Source organism: Streptomyces sp. NPDC093600, from assembly GCF_044764755.1.
GTDB lineage: Bacteria > Actinomycetota > Actinomycetes > Streptomycetales > Streptomycetaceae > Streptomyces.
The window spans coordinates 195,047-217,533 of sequence record NZ_JBIWIU010000002.1; the positions used below are offsets into that span (position 1 = coordinate 195,047).

Here is a 22,487-nt window from a genome sequence, read left to right on the forward strand (position 1 = left end):
TGTCGGCGCGGTGCGGGACAATAGCTCAATGACCGCGTTCTCCCCTCTCGCCATCGGGCCGCACATCGTGCAGCCGCCGGTGGTGCTCGCGCCGATGGCCGGCATCACCAACGCCCCCTTCCGCACCCTCTGCCGCGAGTTCAGCGGCGGCAAGGGACTGTTCGTCAGTGAGATGATCACGACGCGGGCGCTGGTCGAGCGCAACGAGAAGACCATGCAGCTCATCCGCTTCGACGACAGCGAGAAGCCGCGGTCGATCCAGCTGTACGGAGTCGACCCCGTGACGGTCGGCAAGGCCGTGCGGATGATCGTGGACGAGGACCTGGCCGACCACATCGACCTGAACTTCGGCTGCCCCGTCCCCAAGGTCACCCGCAAGGGCGGCGGCTCCGCCCTCCCGTACAAGCGGCCCCTGCTGCGGGCGATCCTGCACGAGGCCGTGACGAACGCGGGCGACCTGCCGGTCACCATGAAGATGCGCAAGGGCATCGACGACGACCACATCACCTTCCTCGACGCGGGCCGGATCGCGGTCGAGGAGGGCGTCACGGCGATAGCCCTGCACGGGCGGACGGCGGCCCAGCACTACGGCGGCACGGCCGACTGGGACGCGATCGCGCGCCTCAAGGAGCATGTGCCGGAGATCCCGGTGCTGGGCAACGGCGACATCTGGTCGGCGGACGACGCGCTGCGGATGATGCGCGAGACCGGCTGCGACGGCGTGGTCGTGGGCCGTGGCTGTCTGGGCCGGCCGTGGCTCTTCGCCGATCTGGTGGCGGGTTTCGAGGGCACGGGCGCCTACGCCCAGCCGGGGCTGCGCGAGGTCGCGGACGCGATGGTGCGGCACGCCCGGCTGCTCGGCGAATGGCTCGGGGACGAGTCGCGCGGTGTCATCGACTTCCGTAAGCACGTGGCCTGGTACCTGAAGGGCTTCTCGGTCGGCTCGGAGATGCGCAAGAAGCTGGCGATCACCTCGTCCCTGGACGAACTGAGCGCTCAGTTGAGCGAGCTTGATCTGGACCAGCCGTGGCCGACGGGCGCGGACGGCCCGCGCGGCCGTACGTCGGGCAACAACCGGGTCGTGCTGCCGGACGGCTGGCTCAAGGATCCGTACGACTGCGCCGGTGTGGGCGAGGAAGCCGAACTCGACACGTCAGGCGGCTGACGGGGCTCCGGACGGAGCGGACGGACGGACTCCGGTGGAGTGTTCCGACCCTCGTGATCAGGTCCGGATCGTGGGAATCCAGTCATTTTCGCAGCGTGATCCTCACCACCCTTGATAGAGGGTGTGCTCAGATGAGCGGATTACGAGGCATTGGACTTCTGGAAGGGTGGCACTGGGTGCCACCCTTCTTGCGTTCAAGAGTTGAACGCAAATGCTCTGCAAGTCGCTCATGTGAGCGTGTAAGCTCTGGTTTGAGTCAAGCGGGCTTCGGAGTCTGAAAGCGGAAGCTACTCGTCGGTTACTTTCGATCTGCTGGCGGACGGGTGGTTAAGCCCCGGCGACCGCTAGGCGTACCTCCCCAGAAGCCTTCGATCTGGGTATGTTCCTCGCCGTCAGGGCAGCCACCGAGTCGTCGAGGAGTCGAGACCCGTGTCGGAAAACAAAGATCAGAAGTTCGTGTACGACTTCACCGAGGGCAACAGGGACCTGAAGGACCTCCTCGGCGGTAAGGGCGCGAACCTGGCCGAGATGACCAACCTCGGCCTGCCGGTACCTCCCGGCTTCACGATCACCACCGAGGCGTGCAAGGTCTACCTCGACAGCGGCTCCGAGCCGGTCGAGCTCCGCGACGAGGTGAGCCGTCACCTCGACGCCCTTGAGCAGAAGATGGGCAAGAAGCTCGGCCAGGCCGACAACCCGCTGCTCGTCTCCGTACGCTCCGGCGCCAAGTTCTCCATGCCCGGCATGATGGACACGGTTCTCAACATCGGCCTGTCCGACGAGTCCGTCGCCGGTCTCGCCACCCAGGCCGGCGACGAGCGCTTCGCCTGGGACTCGTACCGCCGTCTCATCCAGATGTTCGGCAAGACCGTCCTCGGCGTCGAGGGCGAGCTCTTCGAGGACGCGCTCGACGAGGCCAAGGCCGCCAAGAAGGTCACCGTCGACACCGACCTCGACGCCGCCGACCTGAAGAAGCTCGTCAAGCAGTTCAAGAAGATCGTGAAGGCCCACGCCGGCCGCGACTTCCCGCAGGACCCGCGCGAGCAGATGGACCTCGCCATCGAGGCCGTCTTCAACTCCTGGAACACCGACCGCGCCAAGCTGTACCGCCGCCAGGAGCGCATCCCGCACGACCTCGGCACCGCCGTCAACGTGTGCTCGATGGTCTTCGGCAACCTCGGCCCGGACTCCGGCACCGGCGTCGCCTTCACCCGCGACCCCGCCTCCGGCCACCAGGGCGTCTACGGCGACTACCTGCAGAACGCGCAGGGCGAGGACGTCGTCGCGGGCATCCGCAACACCGTGCCGCTCGCCGAGCTTGAGTCGATCGACAAGAAGTCGTACGACCAGCTGATGCAGATCATGGAGACGCTGGAGACCCACTACAAGGACCTCTGCGACATCGAGTTCACGATCGAGCGCGGCCAGCTGTGGATGCTGCAGACCCGCGTCGGCAAGCGCACCGCCGGTGCCGCCTTCCGGATCGCCACCCAGCTCGTGGACCAGGGCCTGATCGACGAGGCCGAGGCGCTCCAGCGCGTCAACGGCGCCCAGCTCGCGCAGCTGATGTTCCCCAAGTTCGACGAGAACGCCAAGGTCGAGCAGATCGGGCGCGGCATCGCCGCCTCCCCGGGCGCCGCCGTCGGCAAGGCCGTCTTCGACTCGTACACGGCCGTCAAGTGGTCGCGCTCCGGCGAGAAGGTCATCCTGATCCGCCGCGAGACCAACCCGGACGACCTGGACGGCATGATCGCCTCCGAGGGCATCCTGACCTCACGCGGCGGCAAGACCTCGCACGCCGCCGTGGTCGCGCGCGGCATGGGCAAGACCTGTGTCTGCGGCGCCGAGGAGCTCGAGGTCGACACCAAGCGCCGCCGGATGACCACCACCTCGGGCCAGGTCATCGAGGAGGGCGACGTCGTCTCCATCGACGGCTCCACCGGCAAGGTGTACCTCGGTGAGGTACCCGTCGTACCGTCGCCTGTCGTCGAGTACTTCGAGGGCCGGATGCACGCCGGCGCCGACGACGCCGACGAGCTGGTCGCCGCCGTGCACCGGATCATGGCCTACGCCGACCGCGTCCGCCGGCTGCGCGTCCGCGCCAACGCCGACAACGCCGAGGACGCGCTGCGCGCCCGCCGCTTCGGCGCGCAGGGCATCGGTCTGTGCCGCACCGAGCACATGTTCCTCGGTGAGCGCCGCGAGATGGTCGAGAAGCTGATCCTCGCCGACACCGACGAGGAACGCGAGGAGGCCCTCCAGGCCCTCCTGCCGCAGCAGAAGCAGGACTTCGTCGAGCTGTTCGAGGCGATGGACGGCCTGCCCGTCACGGTCCGCCTGCTCGACCCGCCGCTGCACGAGTTCCTCCCCGACATCACCGAGCTGTCGGTGCGCGTCGCCCTCGCCGAGGCCCGCAAGGACCCCAACGAGAACGACCTGCGCCTGCTGCAGGCCGTGCACCGGCTGCACGAGCAGAACCCGATGCTGGGTCTGCGCGGTGTCCGCCTCGGCCTGGTCATCCCCGGCCTGTTCACCATGCAGGTCCGGGCGATCGCCGAGGCCGCGGCCGAGCGCATCGACGCCAAGGGCGACCCGCGCGCCGAGATCATGATCCCGCTGGTGGGCACGGTCCAGGAGCTGGAGATCGTCCGCGACGAGGCCGAGCAGGTCATCGCCGAGGTGCAGGCGCGGACCGGCGTCGAGCTGAAGCTCGCGCTCGGCACCATGATCGAGCTGCCGCGCGCCGCCGTGACCGCCGGTCAGATCGCCGAGGCCGCCGAGTTCTTCTCCTTCGGCACCAACGACCTCACCCAGACGGTGTGGGGCTTCTCCCGGGACGACGTGGAGGCCAGCTTCTTCACCGCGTACCTGGAGAAGGGCATCTTCGGTGTCTCCCCGTTCGAGACCATCGACAAGGACGGCGTCGGCGCGCTCGTACGCACCGCCGTCGAGGCCGGCCGGGCCACCCGCCCCGACATCAAGCTCGGCGTCTGCGGTGAGCACGGCGGCGACCCGGAGTCGGTGCACTTCTTCCACGAGGTCGGCCTCGACTACGTCTCCTGCTCGCCGTTCCGGATCCCGGTGGCGCGCCTGGAGGCGGGCCGCGCGGCCGCGCAGTCGAGCGGCAGCGACAGCCGCTGACCATCCGTTCAGTAGCAAAGACCACCGGAGCCGCCGTCGGTCAACTCGACCCTCACCGACGGGCGGCGGCTCCGGGTCGCAAGAGAGACGGGGCGGACACCTTGTGCGGAGGTGTCCGCCCCGTCGTATTTCGTCCGTGCGCATGGTGCCGGTTCGTCCCGCACCCGGATGTCGGCGCCCTGTGAGTTCCTGTTCAATTTCGCGCGATTGAATTATTCGCCGTTGAACCTTTTCACGATTGGGACCGCAAAGAACGAGGCGGGCGCGGCCACCGGATCCCCACCCGGTGACCGCGCCCATTACCCATGCCGGGCAGGTGAGCCGCAACCCTCGCCGACCGCCGCCGGACGTGAGAAGCCCCCCACGGTCTTCGTCACGTCACCTCGGTCCTGAAGGTTTCCTGCCCGACACGCACAGCTTTTCGTTTCGCCCCCGTCCACCGCGATGCTTTTCAAGTGTGGCTGAAACACCCTGGTAACGTGCTGTGATGCTGTGCATACTCTTCGGGAGGGGGTGGTTGCGGGTGCACAGGTGGGGGTTCCATGCTGCGGATTCATTTCACAGGAAACGACTTGGCCGGGGTGCGGATGGCCGCCCGGCCGGACGTTCTGTGGGAAACGATTCTCAGTTTTCATCGTTTAAGGGACCGGCGCGGTCCGGTGGTCTACGGAGAATGGCGCTCGGAAACCCGCACGCGGCTCAACGGTGAGACACGTCTGCTCGCCGCCCTCGTTCCCAGCCGCGGCTACTTCCCGGACTTCCTGACCCCCGCCGAGGGCGTCCACGGCCTCGACGAGGGCCTCCAGGCGGTCCGCGCGACCCCGCCCGCCCGGCTCCACACGGAACTGGCGCAGCTGGGCGCCGACCGGGTCGGCGGCCGGACCGTGCCCCACTCGCTGCGCGCCCTCGCCGACGGCGGCGCGGAACCGTTCAGCCGGCTCATCGGGGCGCTGCGCAGCTACCACCGTGCGGCCATCGAGCCGTACTGGCCGCACGTCCGCGCCTGCGTCGAGGCCGACCGCGCCGTGCGCGGCCGGGCGCTGCTCGACGGCGGCGCCGAGGAGCTGCTCGCCTCGCTGCCGCGCATGTTCCGCTGGCGTGCCCCGGTCCTGGAGGCGGACTATCCCGTCGACCGCGACCTGCGTCTCGACGGCAGGGGGCTGCTGCTCCAGCCCTCGTACTTCTGCCGCGGAACGCCGGTCGTGCTGCGCGACCCCGCCCTGCCGCCGGTGCTCGTCTACCCGATCACCCACTGCGAGGCGCCGACCCTCCACGCTCCGGGCGGCTCCTCGCTGGCCAAGCTCGTCGGCAACACCCGCTCCGCCGTGCTGCACGCCATCGGCGACGGCGGCACGACCAGCGAACTGGCCCGCAGGGCGGGGGTGTCCCTCGCCTCGGCCAGCCAGCACGCGGGCGTGCTGCGCGAGGCGGGGCTTGTCGCCACCCTGCGCCACGGCAACGCGGTCCTGCACACGCTGACGCCGCTGGGCGCCGCCCTGCTGGGCGGCGCCCACCGGCGCGCGGAGGAGCCGTGTTACGCGCGGAACGGGCCGGTCACCTCGTAGGTGATACCGCCCGAGGAGCTGCCGGTCGTGCCGCGCTGGCTGGAGAAGTACAGCCGCTTGCCGTCGGGGGAGAAGGCCGGTCCGCAGATCTCGGAGCCGGACTGGCCGTTGATCCGCAGGAAGGGGGCGACGACGTCGTCCGGCGTGATGACGCAGATCTCCATGTTGCCGCCGTCCTCGGCGACGAACAGGTCGCCGGAGGACGAGCCGGTGACGTTGTCGACACCGGTCAGCGGGGCACCGCCGCCGCTGACCAGGGAGTCGTCATAGGCCAGTTCGTAGGTGCTGTTCGCCAGGTTGAGCTGCCAGAGGCGGTTGTCGCCCTTGGTGGTGAACCAGACGGTGTCGTTGGCGTAGTGGCAGCCCTCGCCGCCGCTGAACCGCTTGGCGCCGGACACCTGGTCGCGCGTGGCGGTGGGATAGCCGTCCGGATCGGGGACGTTGGCCCAGGTGAAGCTGCCGGAGGTGGCGGTGCCGGCCTTCAGCACCTGGAGCGTGCCGGTGGACAGGTCGCCCCAGGTGGACGGGACGAACCGGTAGAGGCAGCCGTTCGACTCGTCCTCGGTCAGGTAGATCACCTTGCGGACCGGGTCGGCGGCGGCGGCCTCGTGGTTGAACCGGCCCATCGCGGCCCGGCGGACGGCCGCGTTCACGCCGTACGGGTCGGTCTCGTAGACGTAGCCGCGGCTGACCTCCTCGCAGGAGAGCCAGGTGTTCCATGGCGTCTTGCCGCCCGCGCAGTTGCGGTTGGTGTTGGACAGGATGCGGTACGCGCCGGTGATCGTGCCGGACGAGTCGAACTTCACCGCGCTCGCGCCACCGGTCGAGGAGATCTCCGAGTTGGAGACGTAGATCCAGCCGGTGCCGTCGACGAAGCAGGCGCCTCCGTCGGGGGCGTTGTGCCAGGTGTACGAGGTGCTGCCGACCTTCTGGCCGGACCGGGCGATCACCCGGCTGGTGAAGCCGCTGGGCAGCTGGATGCCGTTGGCATCGGCCGCGCCCAGGGCCCCGTAGGGGCCGGCGCCGGGCTGGGCGGGTGCCGCGTAGGCGGCACCGCGCATCAGGGTGCCGCCGAAGGCGGCGGCCGACGTGCCGATGACCGCTCCACGCAGGAAACTGCGTCGCTCCACGTCTCACTCCAGAGGGGGTGGTGGTGACCGCCCCGCCGCCCGGTCGGCGGCGGGGTCGCGCGCTTCCGGAACCTAGAACTACGGAGTTGACTGTGCAGCAACAGCCGATGAAGGGGAAGCGGCGGGGGCCGGTCGGGTGACCTTCCGGTCCCGTCGGCCGGTGGGTTCAGGTCCGTCGGCCGTCGGGTCCGCGGTGGTCCCAGGTCCGTCGGCCGGTTGCGTCCGTGGTGGTCCCGGCCCTCCGTCGGCCGGTGGGTCCGTGGTGGTTGCGGGCTGCCGTCGGCCGGTGGGTCCGCGGTGCTCCCGGGCTGCCGACGGCCGGGGCGGCTGGCTAGGCTCTCGCGCCATGACACGTACAGGGATGACTCGCTGGAGAATCCGGATCGCCGTGCTCGGCTCCGCGCTCGCCACCCTCGCCGGTGGCCTCGCCGTCGTGACGGCGGGGGCGGGGGAGGCGCAGGCGGCGATGCCGTTCGGACGCGTCGACCCGGCGGCCGTCGCGGAGTTCCAGCTCCACGCCGGGACCACGTTCGCCGACCACGACAGGGCCATCAAGGCGGTCGAGTCCCAGGGCGCCGTCTCCGTACGGAACGCCACCGAGGTCCTCACCTCCGGGGGCCGCACCGGCATCGACGGCCTGTGCCACCGCACCGGTCTCGCCACCGGCCTCAACCCCGACGGCTTCTGCTGGGACAAGGGCGACGACACCTCCAACTCCTGGACCGACGCGGGCGGCTGGACCCCTCAGGGCATCACCGGCTCGTACGACGCCCAGCCCGGGGGCACCGTGGACGGCCGCTCGGCCCACCTCGCCTCCTGGCACTTCAGCCGAGGCCTGCAGGGCCCCAACCCCGTCCGTGACGAGTTCGCCCGGGTCAGCCTGGTCAACACCGAGGGCGGGCAGGTCCGGTACAACCACCTGCTGCTGGTCAAGCCGACCCTCGACGCGAACGGCAAGGGCGGTTTCACGCGCGTGAGCAGCCACGCCGACGGCGTGGTCTGGTACGGCAACCGCGTCTTCGTCGCGAACGGCCGCTGGCTCCAGGTCTTCGACCTCCGGCACATCTGGAAGGTCAACTCCAGCACCGAGGCCGTCGGCATCACCGGCACCACCTCCTCGGCCCGCTGGAGCAACTACGCCCTGCCGATGATCGGCCAGTACGTCACCACCGCCGACGGCGGCGCCTGCTCGACCGGCACCGGCGACCGCCCCTGCCTCAACTCCCTCAGTCTCGACCGCTCGGGCCAGGACGGCCTGGTCTCCGCCGAGTTCAAGCCGGGAGCCGCGGGCGGCCGCGTCATCCGCTGGGCGCTCGACGCCACCTCCGCGCTGCCCTACGGGCACGCCACCGTCGCCTACTCCTCCCCGATCTGGGCCATGCAGGGCGCGGCGACCGACGGCACCGCGTGGTACCTCGCGGGCGACTGCCCGTCAGGGGTCGGCGGCGGCTCGGGGGACCCGTCCGGCGCCCGTTACTCCTGCATCCACAAAACCCTGGCCGACGCGGCACCCCGCGTCCTGACGACCTCGCCGGTCTATACGCAGAACCTCGGCTACTCGCCGTCCACCGGGCGGATCTGGGGACTGAACGAGCGGATCAACTCCACGGAAGGGGTTCGGGTGGTCTTCTCCATCGACCGCTGACCGGGGCGGAGAACGTCAGTCCGGTACGGCAAGGGTGAGCCGGACGCTCAGCCGCTGGGGTCCCGGTCGTCGGGCTCCGGCGGCGTACCGGGGTCCTGGCTCTCGGACTCCAGCAGGGTCTTGAGCGCACCGAGGCGCTCGCGCCAGAAATCCTTGTAGGCGGCCACCGCGTCCGCGTCCGGGAGCCTGGTGTGGCCGATGCCGACCTGGGTCTTCGCCGGGCCCTTCGCGGTGAGATAGACCGCGATCCGGCTGGTGCCGCCGTCCCAGTCCGCCGTGACCGAGACTCCCGGACGGTGCGTGCGCACCTCCAGCTCGCCGTCCGGGAGCCAGCGGCGGCGCAGACCTTCGTCGGCGAAGGCGGCCGTGCAGCGCTCGGCCGGGGCGTTCACCGTCCTGCTCGCGCTCGCCTGCCAGTCGCCGCCGCTGGACTGGCCGACCTGGCGCATCCCGCGCTCCTGCTCGTAGCCGACCGTGATCGACTGCGCGTGCCAGCCGCTGACGCCCTCGGCGTCGACGAGGTGGCGGGCGATCTCGGTGTGCCCGCGCTCCGTCGCGCCCCAGGCGTCGAGCAGGGCGAACCACTCGGCCCAGCCCTTGCCGGTCGCACCGGCCAGGGCCTCGTCCGACAGCTTCTCGGTGATCTTCTTCCCTGCGGGGCTCATTCTCCGACGCTATCCGGAGCGGAGAACTTCGGCATTGGATGGACGCCGCACATGCGGGCAGACTGGGGGAGATGAGCACCATCCGCGCCCGGGACCTCGGCGACCGCCACGACCTCGACGTCCTCCTCCGGCGCTTCTACACGGCGGCCTTCGCGGACCCGCTGATCGGCCCGTACTTCACCCGGATCGCCGGCACGGACCCGGAGGTCCATCTGCCCCGGATCGCCGACTTCTGGGAACGCGCGCTCTTCCGCACGGCCGGCTACGACCGTGACGCGTTCACCCCGCACGCGGCCCTGGACGCGGCCCGCCCGCTCACCGCCGCCCACTTCGGGCGCTGGGTCCAGCTCTGGCGCGCCGCCGTCGACGGCCTCCACCGGGGGCCGGTCGCCGAGCGGGCCAAGGCGCAGGGCGAGCGGATCGCCCTCGCGATGCTCCACCGGCTCGCGGGCCGGGACGCCGGTACCAGCGGCGAGGGCCCCGGCTTCGTCCCGCTGGCGGCGCTGGAACTGCGCTTCCCCACGTAAGGCCCTTGAGAATGCCGCCGGAGAAAAATCCTCCGGCGGCGATGAGTTCCGTGCGCCCCCGCCGTCTTACCTCTTGAAAGCGCCCCTACGGAGCGCATCCCCGAGAGCACGCCAGAGGAGAGACGACCATGACTCAGATGATCTTCGTGAACCTGCCCGTGAAGGACCTGGAGACCTCGAAGAGCTTCTGGAGCAAGCTCGGCTACTCCTTCAACCCGCAGTTCAGCGACGAGAGCACAGCGTGCCTGGTCATCAGCGACACGATCTTCGCGATGCTGCTGACCGAGCCCCGCTTCCGGGAGTTCACCAAGCCCGGCAAGGAGATCGCCGACTCCACGAAGAGCACCGAGGTGCTGCTCGCGCTGAGCGCCGACAGCCGGGAGAAGGTCGACGAGCTGGCCGACGCGGCCCTGGCCGCCGGCGGGTCCCCGGCGAAGGAGCCGCAGGACCACGGCTTCATGTACGGCCGCTCCTTCACGGACCCCGACGGCCACCACTGGGAGCTGATCTGGATGGACCCCGCCGCCGTGGAGGGCTGACCCGCCCCGGCAGGTGTGTCGTCAGGCCGAGACGCCCCCGTCGATCACGAGGTCCGTGCCGACGACCGAGCCCGACTCCTCCGAGGCGAGGTAGAGGACCGCGGCCGCGACCTCCGAGGCGGCCGAGATGCGGCCGAGCGGCGACTGCTCCTTCATGCGGATCTCCCGCTCGGCCTCGGTCTCGCCCGGCAGCAGCGACATCGTGGAGTCCGAGCTGCCCGGGCTGACCGCGTTGATCCGGACGCCGTCGGCGATGTGGTCGCGGGCGGCGGCGCGGGTGAGCGCCGAGACCGCTGCCTTGGAGACCTGGTAGCCGAAGACACCCGGGACACGGACGTGCGGGCCGAGGTTGGACGAGATGTTGACGATGGCCCCGCCGCCGTTGGCGCGCATGTGGGCGACCTCGGCTTGCAGGGAGTGCAGGACACCGGTGACGTTGATGTCCATCAGCGTCTGCCAGTCCTCCAGGGGGAAGTCGGCGGCCGCGTGGCCGCCCCGGAAGACGCCGGCGTTGTTCACGGCGACGTCGAGGCCGCCGAAGAGCTCGACGGTCCGGCGCACCAGCGCGCGGACGTCCTCCGCGCGGGACACATCGGCGGTGACGGCGGCCGCCGTGCCGCCGTCGGCCTTGATCAGGGACACGGTCTCGTCCAGGGTGCCGGCGGTGCGGCCCGAGACGACGACCTTCGCCCCCTCGGCGGCGAAGGCGAGCGCGATGGCCCGCCCCAGACCGGTCCCGCCGCCGGTGACCAGGACGGTCCTGTCGGTGAAGCGTGCGGACGTGCGCGGGGACGGGGACGTGCGTGCGGACATGCGGTGACAACTCCCTGAGAAGAAAATACTTGAACGTACGTTCCAATATCTGGGCCGAAAAGAAGGGCGCCCACCGGCGCCCGTCCCGCCCCTGACTCAGTCCAGCAGAGCCAGTGCCTGCTCCGCGGCGTCCCTGACCCTGGTCGGGTCCGACGAGGCCTTGCCGACCAGGCGGATGCCCTGCATCAGCACCAGGAGCATCCGGGCCATCGCCCGCGGATCACGGTCCGCGGGCAGCTCGCCCTGGGCGCGCGCCCGGACGAGCGCGGCGTGCAGCAGGGTCTCTATCTGCTCCCAGTTCAGCTCCACCCGGCGCGCCACGGCGCCGTCGTGCGGACCCAGCTCCGCCGCCGAGTTGGTGATGAAACACCCGGCCAGGCGGGTCTCGTCGGCCCCCGCCTCGACCGCGAACCGGCGTACGAGAGCGCGTATGGCGGGCAGGGCCGGCCCCGGCTGGGACAGCTCCTCGGTCATCTGCGGGTCGCGCGTCGTGGAGTAGCGCTCCAGCGCCTTCATGTAGAGCTGGCGCTTGTTGCCGAAGGTGGCGTAGATGCTGGCGCGGCCGATCCCGAGATGCTCCACGAGGTCCGACATCGTCGTCGCCTCGTAGCCGCGCCGCCAGAACAGGTCGAGAGCTGACTGGAGCGCGGCCTCCGGGTCGAATTCCTTGGGCCTGGCCACGACCAGGACCCTAGAGCGATCTGGAACGTACGGTCAAGTCGACGGCCGAGTCAGTCGCGGGGGGTCGTACGGACCGGATACACCGCCACCGCCACCTCGTCGTCGTCCAGGCACCGGCCCGTCTCCAGGTCGAAGCGCTGCTTCAGCAGCGGCGAGGCCACGAACGGCCGCCCGCCGGCCGAGCCGAGCAGCCCCCGGGACAGCACCTGCGCCCCGGTGAAGGGATCACGGTTGTCGATCGCGTACGCACGGCCCGCGCGGTCCTTGAACAGCGCCGCCTGCCGGCCGTCGGGCAGCAGCGCCGCCACGCCCCGGCCGGGCGTGAGCCGGGCCTCGTCGCAGATCACCGTCCAGGCGTCGGCCTCGACGTCGTGGGAGAGTTCGAGCTTCATCGGGCTTCAGACCCCTTCCAGAGTTCCGATGGTGAGGACCGTCAGGTCCGGCTTGATCTGGTCGCGCTCCGGTACGAACTTCACCGACGGGTCCGGCGCGTCCGGCGCGTTGACGAAGGAGACGAAGCGGCGCAGCCGCTCCGGGTCGTCCAGGGTCTGCGCCCACTCGTCCTGGTAGTCCTCGACGTGCGCGGCCATCAGGGACTCCAGCTCGTCGCACAGCCCCAGCGAGTCGTGCACCACCACGTCCTTCAGGTGGTCGAGCCCGCCCTCCAGGCGCTCCAGCCAGGTCGAGGTGCGCTCCAGACGGTCGGCCGTCCTGATGTAGAACATCAGGAACCGGTCGATCAGGCGCACCAGTTCGGCGTCCGAGAGATCCTGGGCCAGCAGATCCGCGTGGCGCGGGGTCGCGCCGCCGTTGCCGCCCACGTACAGGTTCCAGCCGCTCGCCGTCGCGATGACGCCGAAGTCCTTCGACTGCGCCTCCGCGCACTCGCGGGCGCAGCCGGAGACCGCCGACTTCAGCTTGTGCGGGGAGCGCAGGCCGCGGTAGCGCAGCTCCAGCTGGATCGCCATCTTCACCGAGTCCTGGACGCCGTAGCGGCACCAGGTCTGCCCCACGCAGGACTTCACCGTCCGCAGCGACTTGCCGTACGCGTGACCGGACTCGAAGCCCGCGTCGACGAGCCGGGTCCAGATCGCCGGGAGCTGCTCGACGCGGGCGCCGAACATGTCGATCCGCTGCCCGCCGGTGATCTTGGTGTAGAGCCCGAAGTCCCGGGCCACCTCGCCGATCACGATCAGCTTCTCCGGCGTCACCTCGCCGCCCGGGATCCGGGGCACCACCGAGTACGAGCCGTTGCGCTGCATGTTGGCGAGGAAGTGGTCGTTGGTGTCCTGGAGGGAGGCCTGCTCGCCGTCGAGGATGTAGCCGCCCAGCTCCAGTGCCGGAGCGAGGGACGCCAGGATCGAGGCGACGGTCGGCTTGCAGACCTCGCAGCCGTCACCGCCGCGCGCCTCAGGCCGCCCGTGCGAGTCGATCAGCTCGGCGAAGGAGGTCAGCCGCAGGGTGCGGGTGATCTCGTACAGCTCGCTGCGGGTGTACGAGAAGCAGCCGCACAGCCCCTTGTCGGTGGCGGCCGGCAGCAGCTGGCCGATCAGCTTCACGCAACTGCCGCAGCCCGTACCGGCCTTGGTGCACTTCTTCACCTCGGGCAGCGTCGAACACTGGGTGATCGCGTGCTTGGTGACGTTGTGGCAGGAGCAGATCACGGCGTCGTCCGGCAGCGCCGACGGGCCGAGCGCGACCGGCGCCCCTGCGCCCGCCGGCAGTACCAGCTGCTCGGGGGAGACGGGCGGCACGGAGCCGGTGAGCGGCCGCAGCATGCCGTACGAATCCGCGTCGCCGACCAGCACACCGCCGAGCAGCACGCCCTCGCCGTCGACCACGAGCTTCTTGTAGACGCCGGAGCGGGAGTCGGAGTAGACCACGTCGAGACAGCCCTCGGCGGTGCCGTGCGCGTCGCCGAACGAGGCCACGTCCACACCGAGCAGCTTCAGCTTCGTCGACATGTCGGCGCCGGTGAAGCCCGCCGTGTCCTCGTCGGCTTCCTCGGCGATCGTTGCCGCCGCCGTCAGCGCCATCTCGTAGCCGGGCGCCACCAGGCCGTACACCTTGCCGTCCGACGCCAGCGCGCACTCACCGATCGCGTACACGGCGGGGTCGGAGGTACGGCACCGCTCGTCGACCGCGATACCGCCGCGCTCGCCGACCGCGAGGCCGCAGTCGCGGGCGAGCTGGTCCCGGGGCCGTACGCCCGCGGAGAACACCACCATGTCGACGGCCAGTTCGGAGCCGTCCGACAGGCGCATCCCGGTGACCGCGCCGTCCTCGGTCACGACCTCCTGGGTGCCGGTGCCCGTGTGGACGCTCAGCCCCATCTGCTCGATCGTGCGCAGCAGCGCGGCGCCGCCGCCCTCGTCGACCTGCACCGGCATCAGCCGCGGCGCGAACTCGACGATGTGGGTGTCGAGGCCGAGCCCCTTGAGCGCGCCGGCCGCCTCCAGACCGAGCAGACCGCCGCCGACGACCGCGCCGGTCGTCGAGGTCTTGGCGTACTCCTCGATGGCGAGGAGGTCCTCGATCGTCCGGTAGACGAAGCAGCCACGCGCGTCCCTGCCGGGGACGGGCGGGACGAACGGGTACGAGCCGGTGGCCAGGACCAGCGTGTCGTACGGGAAGACCTGCCCGGAGCGCGCGGTGACCGTACGGGCCTCGCGGTCGATCGTCTCGGCCGGGTCACCGACGTACAGCTCGATGCCGTGCTTCGCCATGAAGCCGTCCTCGACCATCGACAGATCGTCGGGGGTGCGGCCGTTGAAGTAGGAGGTCAGCTGGACCCGGTCGTAGGCGGGGCGGGGCTCCTCGCAGAGCACCACGACACGCGCGCGCTCGGTGACGCCCCGGTCCGCCAGCGCCTCCAGGAAGCGCTGGCCGACCATTCCGTGGCCGACCAGGACGACGGTGGGGGTGTGCACGGGCTTGGTCGACATCTCAGGAGCCTCCGTCATGGGTGAGCAGGTGGAGCAGGGGAGCGGGCGGAAGGGCCTCGTCGCCCTCCCAGGCCCGGGCGAGCGCCCCGACCGCGGCGAGATCGCCGAGGAGTACGCCGCCGACCAGTCGGTCGCCGCGGACGACGACCTTGCGGTAGGCGCGGCGGGTGGCGTCGGTCAGCTGGACGACGTCGTCGCCCGGCCGGGGGGTGGCCTCGCCGAAGGACGCCAGGTCGAGCGAGACCGGACCGCCGAGCGTGAGCCGGGTCAGGGCCCGGGTGCCGGTGTAGTGGGGCCGGGCAGATCCGGGGACCGTCGTCGTGGGTACCGAACCGCCTGGGGCGGAGGCGCCCGCAAGGGCGCCGTCCGTTGTGCCCACCCTCCCCCAGACTCCGTCCGGGGGGACCCCCCTCGCCCCAGCGGAACGATTGCCCACAACGGAAGGCACGGCGGCCTGCGTGTGCAGGACGCCCGCCAGGGCGTCCGCCTGTTCCAGGGCCGGGCCCGCCAGGCCGTAGACCCGGCCGTCGTGCTCCGCGCAGTCGCCGATGGCGTGGATGAACGGATCGGAGGTCCGCAGCTCGTCGTCGACGACGATGCCGGTACGGACCTTGAGGCCGGCGTCCCGGGCGAGCCCGATGCGCGGCCTGACCCCGCAGGCCAGCACCACGACCTGGGCGTCGAGCACGAAGCCGTCGGCGAGTTCGACGGCCGTCACCGCGCCGCCCTCCTGGCGCAGACCGCTGACCCGGCACTCCGTGTGGACCTCGACCCCGAGGGACTCCACGTGCTCGCGGAGGAGCTCGGAGGCGTGGGCGTCCAGCTGCCGTTCCATCAGGCGTTCGCCCTGCTGGGTCAGCACCACCTCGGCGCCCAGCGCGGCCAGCGCGCGGGCGGCGGAGACCCCGAGGAGCCCGCCGCCGATGACGACCGCGCGGACACCGGGCCGTACCAGCGCGCGCAGCTCCAGACAGTCGTCGAGCGTACGGAACGGGTGGACGCCCGACGGCAGCCGCGAGCCGCGCAGTCCGCGCAGCGGCGGCAGCACCGGGTTGGAGCCGGTCGCCAGGACCAGCCGGTCGTAGCCGACCGCCGTCCCGTCCTCGCACTCCACGGTCCGGGCCGCGCGGTCGATCCGCACCGCCCGCACCCCGCGCCGCACCGGCTCCAGGGGAGCGGGCAGCGCGATCACCTCGGGCTCGTACCGCCCGGCGAGGACGTCCGCGAGCAGCACCCTGTTGTAGGGCGCGTGCGGCTCTTCGCCGAGGAGGGTGACCGGCAGGCGCTGGGCGAGCCGGGCGCCCGCCGTTCCGCCTCCGACCACCACGATCCGTGTACTCATGTCTCGAAGAGTGCGGGGCGGGTGTTACCCGTCGGCATCCCGACTGTTTCCCGTACGGAACGCTGATCTCAGCTCCGGCGGGAGCGCGCTGTGAGGCGCGCGCCCCTCACGGGGGCGGGGGCGGGAGGTGAGGCCCGGCCGCCGGCCGGCGGCGGCCGCTCGTATACCGGCGATCACGGCACAACCTCAGATGTAGCTCAGCACTCCAGGGATCGATGGACGGCACAACCATCCCCTCCCTTAGGCTCGCGGCCATGCCTGACATATCCCTGACCACTCTCGTCCTGCTCTGCGCGGCCGCTCTCGTGGCCGGCTGGATCGATGCCGTGGTCGGCGGAGGAGGGCTGCTCCTGCTGCCCGCGCTGCTGCTCGGGCTCCCGCAGGTCCCGGCCGCGCACATCCTCGGCACCAACAAGGCCGTCGCGATCGTCGGCACGTCCGGCGCCGCCGTCACCTACGTCCGCAAGGCGCCGGTGCGGGTGGCGACGGCGGTACGGATCGGGCTCGCGGCGCTCGCCGGGTCGATGGGCGGGGCCTTCTTCGCCGCCGGGATCAGCAGCGACGTCCTGCGCCCGGTGATCATGGTCGTGCTGCTGGGCGTGGCCGCCTTCGTGATGCTGCGGCCCGCCTTCGGCACCCAGGGCGAGAACAGGGCGCCCGTCGGCCGGGCCAGGATCGTCGCCGCGATCGTGCTCGTCGGCGGGGGCATCGGCTTCTACGACGGCCTGTTCGGCCCGGGGACCGGCACCTTCCTGGTCCTGGCGCTCACCGCCGTACTCCATCTCGACCTGGTGACCGCCTCCGCCACCGCCAAGATCGTGAACGTCTGCACCAACGCGGGCGCGCTCGCGATGTTCGCCTACCAGGGCACGGTGCTCTGGCAGCTGGCCGCGATCATGGCCGTGTTCAATCTGGCGGGCGGGATGATCGGCGCGCGGATGGCGCTCCGCAAGGGCGCCGAGTTCGTCCGCGGGGTGCTGCTGTTCGTGGTCTTCTCACTGGTCGCGAAGCTCGCCTTCGACCAGTGGTCATGAGGCCGCCTCGCGTACGCCGATGAGATGGCCGAAGGCCACCACGTTCCCCTGGTAACCGGACTTCGCGGAGAACCCGCCGCCGCAGGTGATCACTCGCAGCTCGGCCCGGTCCCGCTCCCCGTAGACCTTCTCGTCAGGGAAGTCCTTGTTGTCGTAGACCTCGACGGCGTCGATGGTGAAGACCGCGGTGCGGCCGTCCTGGCGGTCCACCTCGATCCTGTTCCCCTTCTTGAGCGCGCCCAGCGCGTAGAAGACGGCGGGCCCCCGTGCGTTGTCGACGTGGCCGGCGACGATCGCGGTGCCCTTGGCGCCGGGCGGGGTGCCTTCCTCGTACCAGCCGGCGATGTTGCGGTCGCCCTCCGGCGGCACGTCGAGCGAACCGCCCGCGCCCAGGCCGAGCCCCATCACCGGGGCGTCCACGTCGATCTCGGGGATCCGCAGCCGGACCGGCGCCGAGGGCGGCAGCGGATCGGCGGCGGCGTCGGTGTGCTGATTGGGCCCGGCGGCGAACGCCTGGGCGGCGGAGGGGACGGGCGGGGTGACGTTCTCCGAGCCGTTCTGGACGAGCCAGATGCCGACGCACGCGGCGACCGCTATGCCCCAGCCCTTGCTCTTGGTGCTCACGCGGCTCCTTCTCCGGGGTACGAGGTACAGGACCGGACGGGGCCCTGCTCCGGGGTACGAGGATGTGGCCCTGCCCCCGCCGGGCCGTATGCGGGCGCGCGGCGGGGGCAGGACGTGCGGTACGGCCGGGGGAGTCCGGCGGATCTCGGGCCGGGGGCCAGGGGCCGGTCCGGCCCTGATCCGTCGGTCGGTCCCGGCGGGCCTACGTGCCGCTCGCCCGGCGACGCAGGAGCCACGTACCGCCGACGGCAGCCGCGGCCAGCACCGCCGCGCCCGCCGTGATCTGGGCGGTGTCGGGGCCGACGCTGCCCCCGACACCGGTCTTCACATGCCCGCTCGGGCCCCGGTGCTTGACGACGAGGTCGCCGCGGGCCGTCTTGCCGTTGTCGCAGGCGACACTGATGCCGTAGGTGCCCGGCTTGGCGTGCTGCGGCACCGTGAACTGCCCGACCACGACCTCCTTGTGCGTGCTCGGGTTCAGCCGGAACTCGCCCGCGCCCAGGGACTGGGCGTCACCGATGCCGTGCCCCTTCGGCCCGCAGGCGAGGGTGTTGACGGTGACGGTGGTGCCCGGTGTCGCGGAGGACGGATAGACCTCCAGGGTCTGGTAGTCCCCGGCGTACGCCGTCGGCGCGGCGAGAGCGCCGATCGCGACGACCGACAGCACGGTACCGGTGAGCGGGCGGGCAGGGTTGCGCATGGGTCCTCCGTGGCGCGCGAGCGGTCTTCCGAGCGGCCGTTCCGAGCCGTCTCCTAGGACCGAGGTAAGAGCCATGGCGCGCCACGCGCCTGCTGATGGACGGTCAGAATTACGCCGTCCGGTGCGGTGTGTCGCCTTGCCTCACCATTGTTTACGCAGGTCAGCGCGGTTTACGGGGCGTCGGTCGGCGACTCGTGCCGAACGGGTGACACTGGGCGTGCCCCCCGGGGCCCCTGGCGGTCGCTGATCAGACGAGGCCGGTCAGACCCTCGATCGCCGCCCGGGCCCACTCCTGCGCCCCCACCGCCGTACCGGCCACGACGCCCGTCGCGACCGGGGCCAGCGCTCCCTTGAGCGCGGTGACCGCGCGGCGCACCCTGCCCGGCTCGGGGTCGTCCGGCCGGGTGATCGTCGCGAGGACCTCGTTGGCCGCCGCCTCGGTGTCCTCGCGGTCCCGGTCGGTGAGACCGGCCCGGGGCAGCTGCCGGAGCAGGTCGGTGACCAGCGCGGCGAGCGCCTCGTAGCCGGGCGCGACCGTGCTGTTGTCCTGTTGGTTCTGGGTGACGTTCTCGTTGTTCCACGCGAACTGCGCATGGGAGACGGCGGCGTTGAACACCGGGCCCTCATGGTTGTGCCTGTTCTGCGGATCGCTCATGAGCCGGAACCGTCCCCTTCGGTCTGCTGCTGGACGACGTGGTCGTTGTTCCACGCCAGTTGGACACCGTGGACCGGGCCGTGGAAGACCGGTCCGTCGTACTGGTGGATGATCGTCGGGGCCACCTCGACCGTGCGTACGGTCTTCCTGACGACCGGCAGCGACGTACGGAGCGAGACGAGGTCGACGCGGCCGTTGTGCAGCACGCCGGTCCCCCCTGTTCCGCTCACGGAGCACTCCACCAGGCGCCCGGCGCTCTCGTCGGCGAAGACGGCTCCCGCGGTCGCGCAGTCGGTGAACGCGCCGTCGGTGACGTCCAGGTATGCGGAGTGGGAGCCGCACAGGCCGGTACCCGCCGTCCCGTCCACGGTGAGGTTCCTCGCGACGAGCCGCGCCGTGCCGTACGCGACGGCCCCACCGGCCCTGACCGCTGTGACGTGACCGTCGTGGATCAGCAGCTGCGCCTCCTCGCCGACACCGAAGCCGGCCGTCCCCCGTTCCGCCGTCACGTTCCTGAGGGTGACCCTGGACTGGCCGAGGGCGGTCACCGCGGCGATGCCGAAGTCGCGGAACACCACGTCGGAGAGGTCGGCCGTGGTGCCGCCGTCACCGGCGGTGTCCAGGCCCGACGGGCAGCGGTCCACCTGGACCTGCTCGAACACGCCCCTGGATCCGGACCGGACCCGCAGCGCCGTGCCCGTCAGGTCCTGGATCCCGATGCGGGTGAAGCGGCCCCTGCCGCCCTCGGTGACGGCGATGCCGACGTTGCCTCCCGTGATGCGGCCGCCGTGGACCTCGGGGGCGCCGCCCCTGGTCGAGAACACGGCGACGTTGCCCGCGTCGACGACCTGGCAGTCCTCGAACCTGCCCCGGGCCGACGACTGGACGTTGATGCCGGTGTCGCGGCACTGGGTGAACACGCAGCGGCGCACCACGGGGTCGGCACCGCTCGCCGCACCGATCCCGTGCTGCGCGTCGGTGACACGCGTGTCGTCCACGGATCCCCGGGACTGTTCGATGAACATGATCCCCTCCCCGTGCACGCCGCCGATCGCGCACTCCGTCACGATGAGCTCCGCCCGGGTGTCGGCCATGAGGGCCGCCTTCCCGGTGCCTGTCAGCTCGCAGCCGGTGACCTCGGCGTGCGCGTCGCGCACCCGCACTCCGTGGATCCGGCTGTCCTCGATCCGGCTGCCGCGGACGGTGAGGTGGGCCCCGTCGATCGCGGCGATCGCGTTGTCGGCGGCCCCGGTGAACCGGCACCGTTCGACGAGCCCGCCGCTCCCGGTGAAGAGGGTGCGGCCGTGCAGGACCACGCTGTCCCGGAGTGTGACGAAGGTGTTCGGCCTCGCGTTCAGGGCGACGCCGTTGTGCGCCCGGATCTCGCAGTGCTCCAGAGTGAGCGTTCCCGCGTGGCACTCGACGACGTCGCCGTCCCGGCCGGTCAGTGTGAGGCCGTGGACATGAACCGACCCGAAGGTGTCCAGTGCGGCACCGCGAGGCCGGCTCACCACCACGGAGCCCGGGCCCTCGATCGCGACCAACCGGACCTCGCCCTGGACGGTGAGCGCCTCCTCGTAACGGCCGGCGGCGATCTCGATCAGCGCCGCCCGGCCTCGTCCGGCGGTGGCGCGGAGAGCGGACGTGATGTCGGGGTGGGCGCGACGACCGCCGTGCGGCGAGACGAAGAACCTCGCGACCATTCCGGACCCCCATGCCGCTCCCCTGGAGCGGTCGATGGTACCGGAGCGGGTGAACGGCCGCGGCTCCCCGGGGAGTTGCCCGCACACCCATGTCCTACACCTCGTCCCAGGGCACCGACTCGTACGCCCCGTACACCCGCCCCATCAGCTCCTCGCCCCCGGCGAAGGTGACGTCGTCGATCCGGGCCACTGGGGCGATCCCGCGGGAGTTCGTCACGAACGCGGCGCGGAACCCTGGCAGGTCCCCCAGCGTGACCCGGCGCCGCACGGACGGCAGGCGCGGCTCCAGCAGGGCCATCGTGACCCCGGTCAGGCACGGGGCGGACGGCCAGACCACCGAAGCGCCGTCCCAGAAGGCGATGTTGGTGACCGCGCCCTCCGCGATCTCGCCGTACGGAGAGGTCAGCAGGGCCTCGTCGAATCCGGCCCGCCGGACCGCCTCGCCGTGGTAGCTCTGGCCGAAGCCGCCCACGTGCTTGATGTGGGCGGCCGGGCGCCAGTAGTCGACGGTCTTCAGGCTCTGCGGCGCGGAGGGCATCGAGGCCGGCTCCCGCACGGACACGACGACGCGCACACCCTCGTACACATACGCGCGGGCCGCCGCGTCCCGACGTCCCGCCGCCTCCAGGGCGCCGGTGAGCAGCGACCGGACATGCCCAGGGTCGAGCCCCCGGCCGAAGAGCTCGCGGGTCGAGCGGTCGAGCCGTTCGAGATGGAGACCCAGGCCCCGCACCCGCCCGTCGCGTACCTGCATCGCGGTGAAGTGGCCGTACCCGCCCGTCAGGGTGGCGAGCAGCTCGGGGTCGGGGGCGGGGGAGCCGTCGATCTCCACATGGAGCGGTGCCGTCGTCATGGCTCCACGGTATGCCCGCGGCGCGTCACCGAAACGGCTCCACCGTACGCCCGCGGCGCGTCCCCGAAATCCGGGCTTGACCTCAAGTTAAGTCGAGGTACCACGATCATCGGCATGGACCTCACGAACTCCGCGAACTCCACGCCTTCCGCCTACCCCGTCGCCGCCGGTGCCTCCGCGCCGCTGAAGCTCGCCCTCATCGTCGCCTCCAACCGCGAGGGCCGGTTCGGCCCCGTCATCGCCGACTGGTTCCTCGGCCGGACCGCCGTCCGCGACGACTTCACCGTCGACGTCGTCGACCTGGCCGAGATCGACCTGCCCACCTCCCTCTCCCACCACCCCGACGCCGCCGTCCGCGCCGAACTCGCCAAGGTCTCCCCGGTCCTCGCCGCCGCCGACGCCTTCGTCGTCCTCACCCCCGAGTACAACCACTCCTTCCCCGCCTCCCTCAAGAGCCTCATCGACTGGCACTTCACCGAATGGCAGGCCAAGCCCGTCGGCTTCGTCTCCTACGGAGGGATCTCCGGCGGTCTGCGCGCCGTCGAGCAGCTGCGCCAGGTCTACGCCGAGGTGCACGCCACGACCGTCCGGGACACCGTCTCCTTCCACCACGTGCACGGCCAGTTCGGGGAGGACGGCCGCCACAAGGACCCCACCGGAGCCGACGCCGCCGCCAAGACGATGCTCGACCAGATCGCCTGGTGGGCGCGGGCCCTGCGGGACGCCAAGGCCGTCCGCGCCTACGCGGCTTGAGAGGGAT

Annotated in this window: 20 protein-coding genes; 8 read left to right on the top strand and 12 right to left on the bottom strand. The window is 71.3% G+C overall.

Annotation, left to right across the window (positions count from 1 at the left end; genetic code table 11):
• Window positions 1–28 precede the first annotated feature (28 nt).
• From dusB to ACIRB4_RS06560, 3 genes are all read left to right on the top strand, one after another.
• Complete coding sequence (gene dusB / locus ACIRB4_RS06550; RefSeq protein WP_403288883.1) at window positions 29–1,165, top strand: tRNA dihydrouridine synthase DusB; 1,137 nt, start codon at window positions 29–31, stop codon at window positions 1,163–1,165.
• Window positions 1,166–1,594: 429 nt separating this feature from the next.
• Window positions 1,595–4,306, top strand: a complete 2,712-nt coding sequence (gene ppdK / locus ACIRB4_RS06555) for a pyruvate, phosphate dikinase (protein ID WP_403288884.1) — start codon at window positions 1,595–1,597, stop codon at window positions 4,304–4,306.
• Window positions 4,307–4,848: 542 nt separating this feature from the next.
• Window positions 4,849–5,871 carry an ArsR/SmtB family transcription factor gene (locus ACIRB4_RS06560; protein WP_403288885.1) on the top strand — a complete coding sequence of 341 codons (1,023 nt, stop codon included), beginning with the start codon at window positions 4,849–4,851 and terminating at the stop codon, window positions 5,869–5,871.
• Here ACIRB4_RS06560 and ACIRB4_RS06565 read toward each other — a convergent pair.
• Window positions 5,841–7,001 carry a PhoX family protein gene (locus tag ACIRB4_RS06565; RefSeq protein ID WP_403288886.1) on the bottom strand — a complete coding sequence of 387 codons (1,161 nt, stop codon included), beginning with the start codon at window positions 6,999–7,001 and terminating at the stop codon, window positions 5,841–5,843. The genes ACIRB4_RS06560 and ACIRB4_RS06565 overlap by 31 nt on opposite strands.
• A gap of 346 nt (window positions 7,002–7,347) precedes the next feature.
• Between ACIRB4_RS06565 and ACIRB4_RS06570 the strand changes: the two genes are divergently transcribed.
• Complete coding sequence (locus ACIRB4_RS06570; protein ID WP_403288888.1) at window positions 7,348–8,646, top strand: hypothetical protein; 1,299 nt, start codon at window positions 7,348–7,350, stop codon at window positions 8,644–8,646.
• 47 nt (window positions 8,647–8,693) lie between these two features.
• On the opposite strand, the gene ACIRB4_RS06575 is transcribed toward ACIRB4_RS06570, so the two are convergent.
• Window positions 8,694–9,311, bottom strand: a complete 618-nt coding sequence (locus ACIRB4_RS06575; RefSeq protein WP_403288889.1) for a hypothetical protein — start codon at window positions 9,309–9,311, stop codon at window positions 8,694–8,696.
• A 71-nt stretch (window positions 9,312–9,382) separates the two neighbouring features.
• On the opposite strand from ACIRB4_RS06575, the gene ACIRB4_RS06580 reads away from it, so the two are divergent.
• Window positions 9,383–9,838: a group III truncated hemoglobin gene (locus ACIRB4_RS06580; protein WP_403288891.1), complete on the top strand. Its 456-nt coding sequence runs from the start codon at window positions 9,383–9,385 to the stop codon at window positions 9,836–9,838.
• Window positions 9,839–9,966: 128 nt separating this feature from the next.
• Window positions 9,967–10,377: a VOC family protein gene (locus ACIRB4_RS06585; RefSeq protein ID WP_403288892.1), complete on the top strand. Its 411-nt coding sequence runs from the start codon at window positions 9,967–9,969 to the stop codon at window positions 10,375–10,377.
• A 21-nt stretch (window positions 10,378–10,398) separates the two neighbouring features.
• Here ACIRB4_RS06585 and ACIRB4_RS06590 read toward each other — a convergent pair whose 3' ends face one another.
• The 5 genes from ACIRB4_RS06590 to ACIRB4_RS06610 all read right to left on the bottom strand — a co-directional run bounded on the left by ACIRB4_RS06590 (window position 10,399) and on the right by ACIRB4_RS06610 (window position 16,158).
• Window positions 10,399–11,190 (bottom strand): SDR family NAD(P)-dependent oxidoreductase, encoded by a 792-nt coding sequence (locus ACIRB4_RS06590; RefSeq protein ID WP_403288893.1) that lies wholly within the window; start codon window positions 11,188–11,190, stop codon window positions 10,399–10,401.
• A gap of 96 nt (window positions 11,191–11,286) precedes the next feature.
• Window positions 11,287–11,871, bottom strand: coding sequence for a TetR/AcrR family transcriptional regulator (locus ACIRB4_RS06595; RefSeq protein ID WP_403288894.1), 585 nt, complete (start codon window positions 11,869–11,871; stop codon window positions 11,287–11,289).
• Between the two features lie 50 nt (window positions 11,872–11,921).
• On the bottom strand, window positions 11,922–12,263 hold the full coding sequence (gene nirD, locus ACIRB4_RS06600) for a nitrite reductase small subunit NirD (RefSeq protein ID WP_403288895.1): 342 nt from the start codon (window positions 12,261–12,263) through the stop codon (window positions 11,922–11,924).
• 6 nt (window positions 12,264–12,269) lie between these two features.
• Window positions 12,270–14,816 (bottom strand): nitrite reductase large subunit NirB, encoded by a 2,547-nt coding sequence (gene nirB, locus ACIRB4_RS06605; RefSeq protein WP_403288896.1) that lies wholly within the window; start codon window positions 14,814–14,816, stop codon window positions 12,270–12,272.
• A gap of 1 nt (window position 14,817) precedes the next feature.
• Window positions 14,818–16,158 carry an NAD(P)/FAD-dependent oxidoreductase gene (locus tag ACIRB4_RS06610; RefSeq protein WP_403288897.1) on the bottom strand — a complete coding sequence of 447 codons (1,341 nt, stop codon included), beginning with the start codon at window positions 16,156–16,158 and terminating at the stop codon, window positions 14,818–14,820.
• Between the two features lie 254 nt (window positions 16,159–16,412).
• On the opposite strand from ACIRB4_RS06610, the gene ACIRB4_RS06615 reads away from it, so the two are divergent.
• Entirely contained in the window at window positions 16,413–17,192 is a 780-nt protein-coding gene (locus ACIRB4_RS06615) for a sulfite exporter TauE/SafE family protein (protein ID WP_403288898.1), read from the top strand.
• Here the strand turns inward: ACIRB4_RS06615 and ACIRB4_RS06620 are convergent.
• The 5 genes from ACIRB4_RS06620 to ACIRB4_RS06640 all read right to left on the bottom strand — a co-directional run bounded on the left by ACIRB4_RS06620 (window position 17,187) and on the right by ACIRB4_RS06640 (window position 21,727).
• Window positions 17,187–17,816 carry a class F sortase gene (locus ACIRB4_RS06620; RefSeq protein WP_403288900.1) on the bottom strand — a complete coding sequence of 210 codons (630 nt, stop codon included), beginning with the start codon at window positions 17,814–17,816 and terminating at the stop codon, window positions 17,187–17,189. The genes ACIRB4_RS06615 and ACIRB4_RS06620 overlap by 6 nt on opposite strands.
• A 202-nt stretch (window positions 17,817–18,018) precedes the next feature.
• On the bottom strand, window positions 18,019–18,516 hold the full coding sequence (locus tag ACIRB4_RS06625; protein ID WP_403288901.1) for a hypothetical protein: 498 nt from the start codon (window positions 18,514–18,516) through the stop codon (window positions 18,019–18,021).
• Between the two features lie 247 nt (window positions 18,517–18,763).
• A complete protein-coding gene (locus ACIRB4_RS06630) occupies window positions 18,764–19,171 on the bottom strand; it encodes a hypothetical protein (protein ID WP_403288903.1) in 408 nt (135 codons plus the stop codon).
• Window positions 19,168–20,874: a right-handed parallel beta-helix repeat-containing protein gene (locus ACIRB4_RS06635; protein ID WP_403288904.1), complete on the bottom strand. Its 1,707-nt coding sequence runs from the start codon at window positions 20,872–20,874 to the stop codon at window positions 19,168–19,170. Before ACIRB4_RS06635 ends, ACIRB4_RS06630 begins: the two co-directional genes overlap by 4 nt.
• A gap of 94 nt (window positions 20,875–20,968) precedes the next feature.
• Window positions 20,969–21,727 (bottom strand): aminotransferase class IV, encoded by a 759-nt coding sequence (locus tag ACIRB4_RS06640; RefSeq protein ID WP_403288906.1) that lies wholly within the window; start codon window positions 21,725–21,727, stop codon window positions 20,969–20,971.
• 114 nt (window positions 21,728–21,841) lie between these two features.
• Here ACIRB4_RS06640 and ACIRB4_RS06645 point away from each other — a divergent pair, with 114 nt between their 5' ends.
• On the top strand, window positions 21,842–22,480 hold the full coding sequence (locus tag ACIRB4_RS06645) for an NADPH-dependent FMN reductase (protein ID WP_403288907.1): 639 nt from the start codon (window positions 21,842–21,844) through the stop codon (window positions 22,478–22,480).
• The last annotated feature ends 7 nt before the right edge of the window (window positions 22,481–22,487 follow it).

Bases quoted from the DNA above. Each gene is read 5' to 3' on its own strand.
- ACIRB4_RS06580 (WP_403288891.1), top strand. From the start codon at position 9,383: ATGAGCACCATCCGCGCCCGGGACCTCGGCGACCGCCACGACCTCGAC.
- nirB (WP_403288896.1), bottom strand. From the start codon at position 14,816: ATGTCGACCAAGCCCGTGCACACCCCCACCGTCGTCCTGGTCGGCCAC.
- ACIRB4_RS06625 (WP_403288901.1), bottom strand. From the start codon at position 18,516: ATGCGCAACCCTGCCCGCCCGCTCACCGGTACCGTGCTGTCGGTCGTC.
- ACIRB4_RS06570 (WP_403288888.1), top strand. From the start codon at position 7,348: ATGACACGTACAGGGATGACTCGCTGGAGAATCCGGATCGCCGTGCTC.
- ACIRB4_RS06645 (WP_403288907.1), top strand. From the start codon at position 21,842: ATGGACCTCACGAACTCCGCGAACTCCACGCCTTCCGCCTACCCCGTC.
- ACIRB4_RS06640 (WP_403288906.1), bottom strand. From the start codon at position 21,727: ATGACGACGGCACCGCTCCATGTGGAGATCGACGGCTCCCCCGCCCCC.
- ACIRB4_RS06635 (WP_403288904.1), bottom strand. From the start codon at position 20,874: ATGGTCGCGAGGTTCTTCGTCTCGCCGCACGGCGGTCGTCGCGCCCAC.
- dusB (WP_403288883.1), top strand. From the start codon at position 29: ATGACCGCGTTCTCCCCTCTCGCCATCGGGCCGCACATCGTGCAGCCG.
- ACIRB4_RS06575 (WP_403288889.1), bottom strand. From the start codon at position 9,311: ATGAGCCCCGCAGGGAAGAAGATCACCGAGAAGCTGTCGGACGAGGCC.
- ACIRB4_RS06630 (WP_403288903.1), bottom strand. From the start codon at position 19,171: ATGAGCGATCCGCAGAACAGGCACAACCATGAGGGCCCGGTGTTCAAC.
- nirD (WP_403288895.1), bottom strand. From the start codon at position 12,263: ATGAAGCTCGAACTCTCCCACGACGTCGAGGCCGACGCCTGGACGGTG.
- ACIRB4_RS06585 (WP_403288892.1), top strand. From the start codon at position 9,967: ATGACTCAGATGATCTTCGTGAACCTGCCCGTGAAGGACCTGGAGACC.
- ACIRB4_RS06590 (WP_403288893.1), bottom strand. From the start codon at position 11,190: ATGTCCGCACGCACGTCCCCGTCCCCGCGCACGTCCGCACGCTTCACC.
- ACIRB4_RS06560 (WP_403288885.1), top strand. From the start codon at position 4,849: ATGCTGCGGATTCATTTCACAGGAAACGACTTGGCCGGGGTGCGGATG.
- ACIRB4_RS06610 (WP_403288897.1), bottom strand. From the start codon at position 16,158: ATGAGTACACGGATCGTGGTGGTCGGAGGCGGAACGGCGGGCGCCCGG.
- ACIRB4_RS06615 (WP_403288898.1), top strand. From the start codon at position 16,413: ATGCCTGACATATCCCTGACCACTCTCGTCCTGCTCTGCGCGGCCGCT.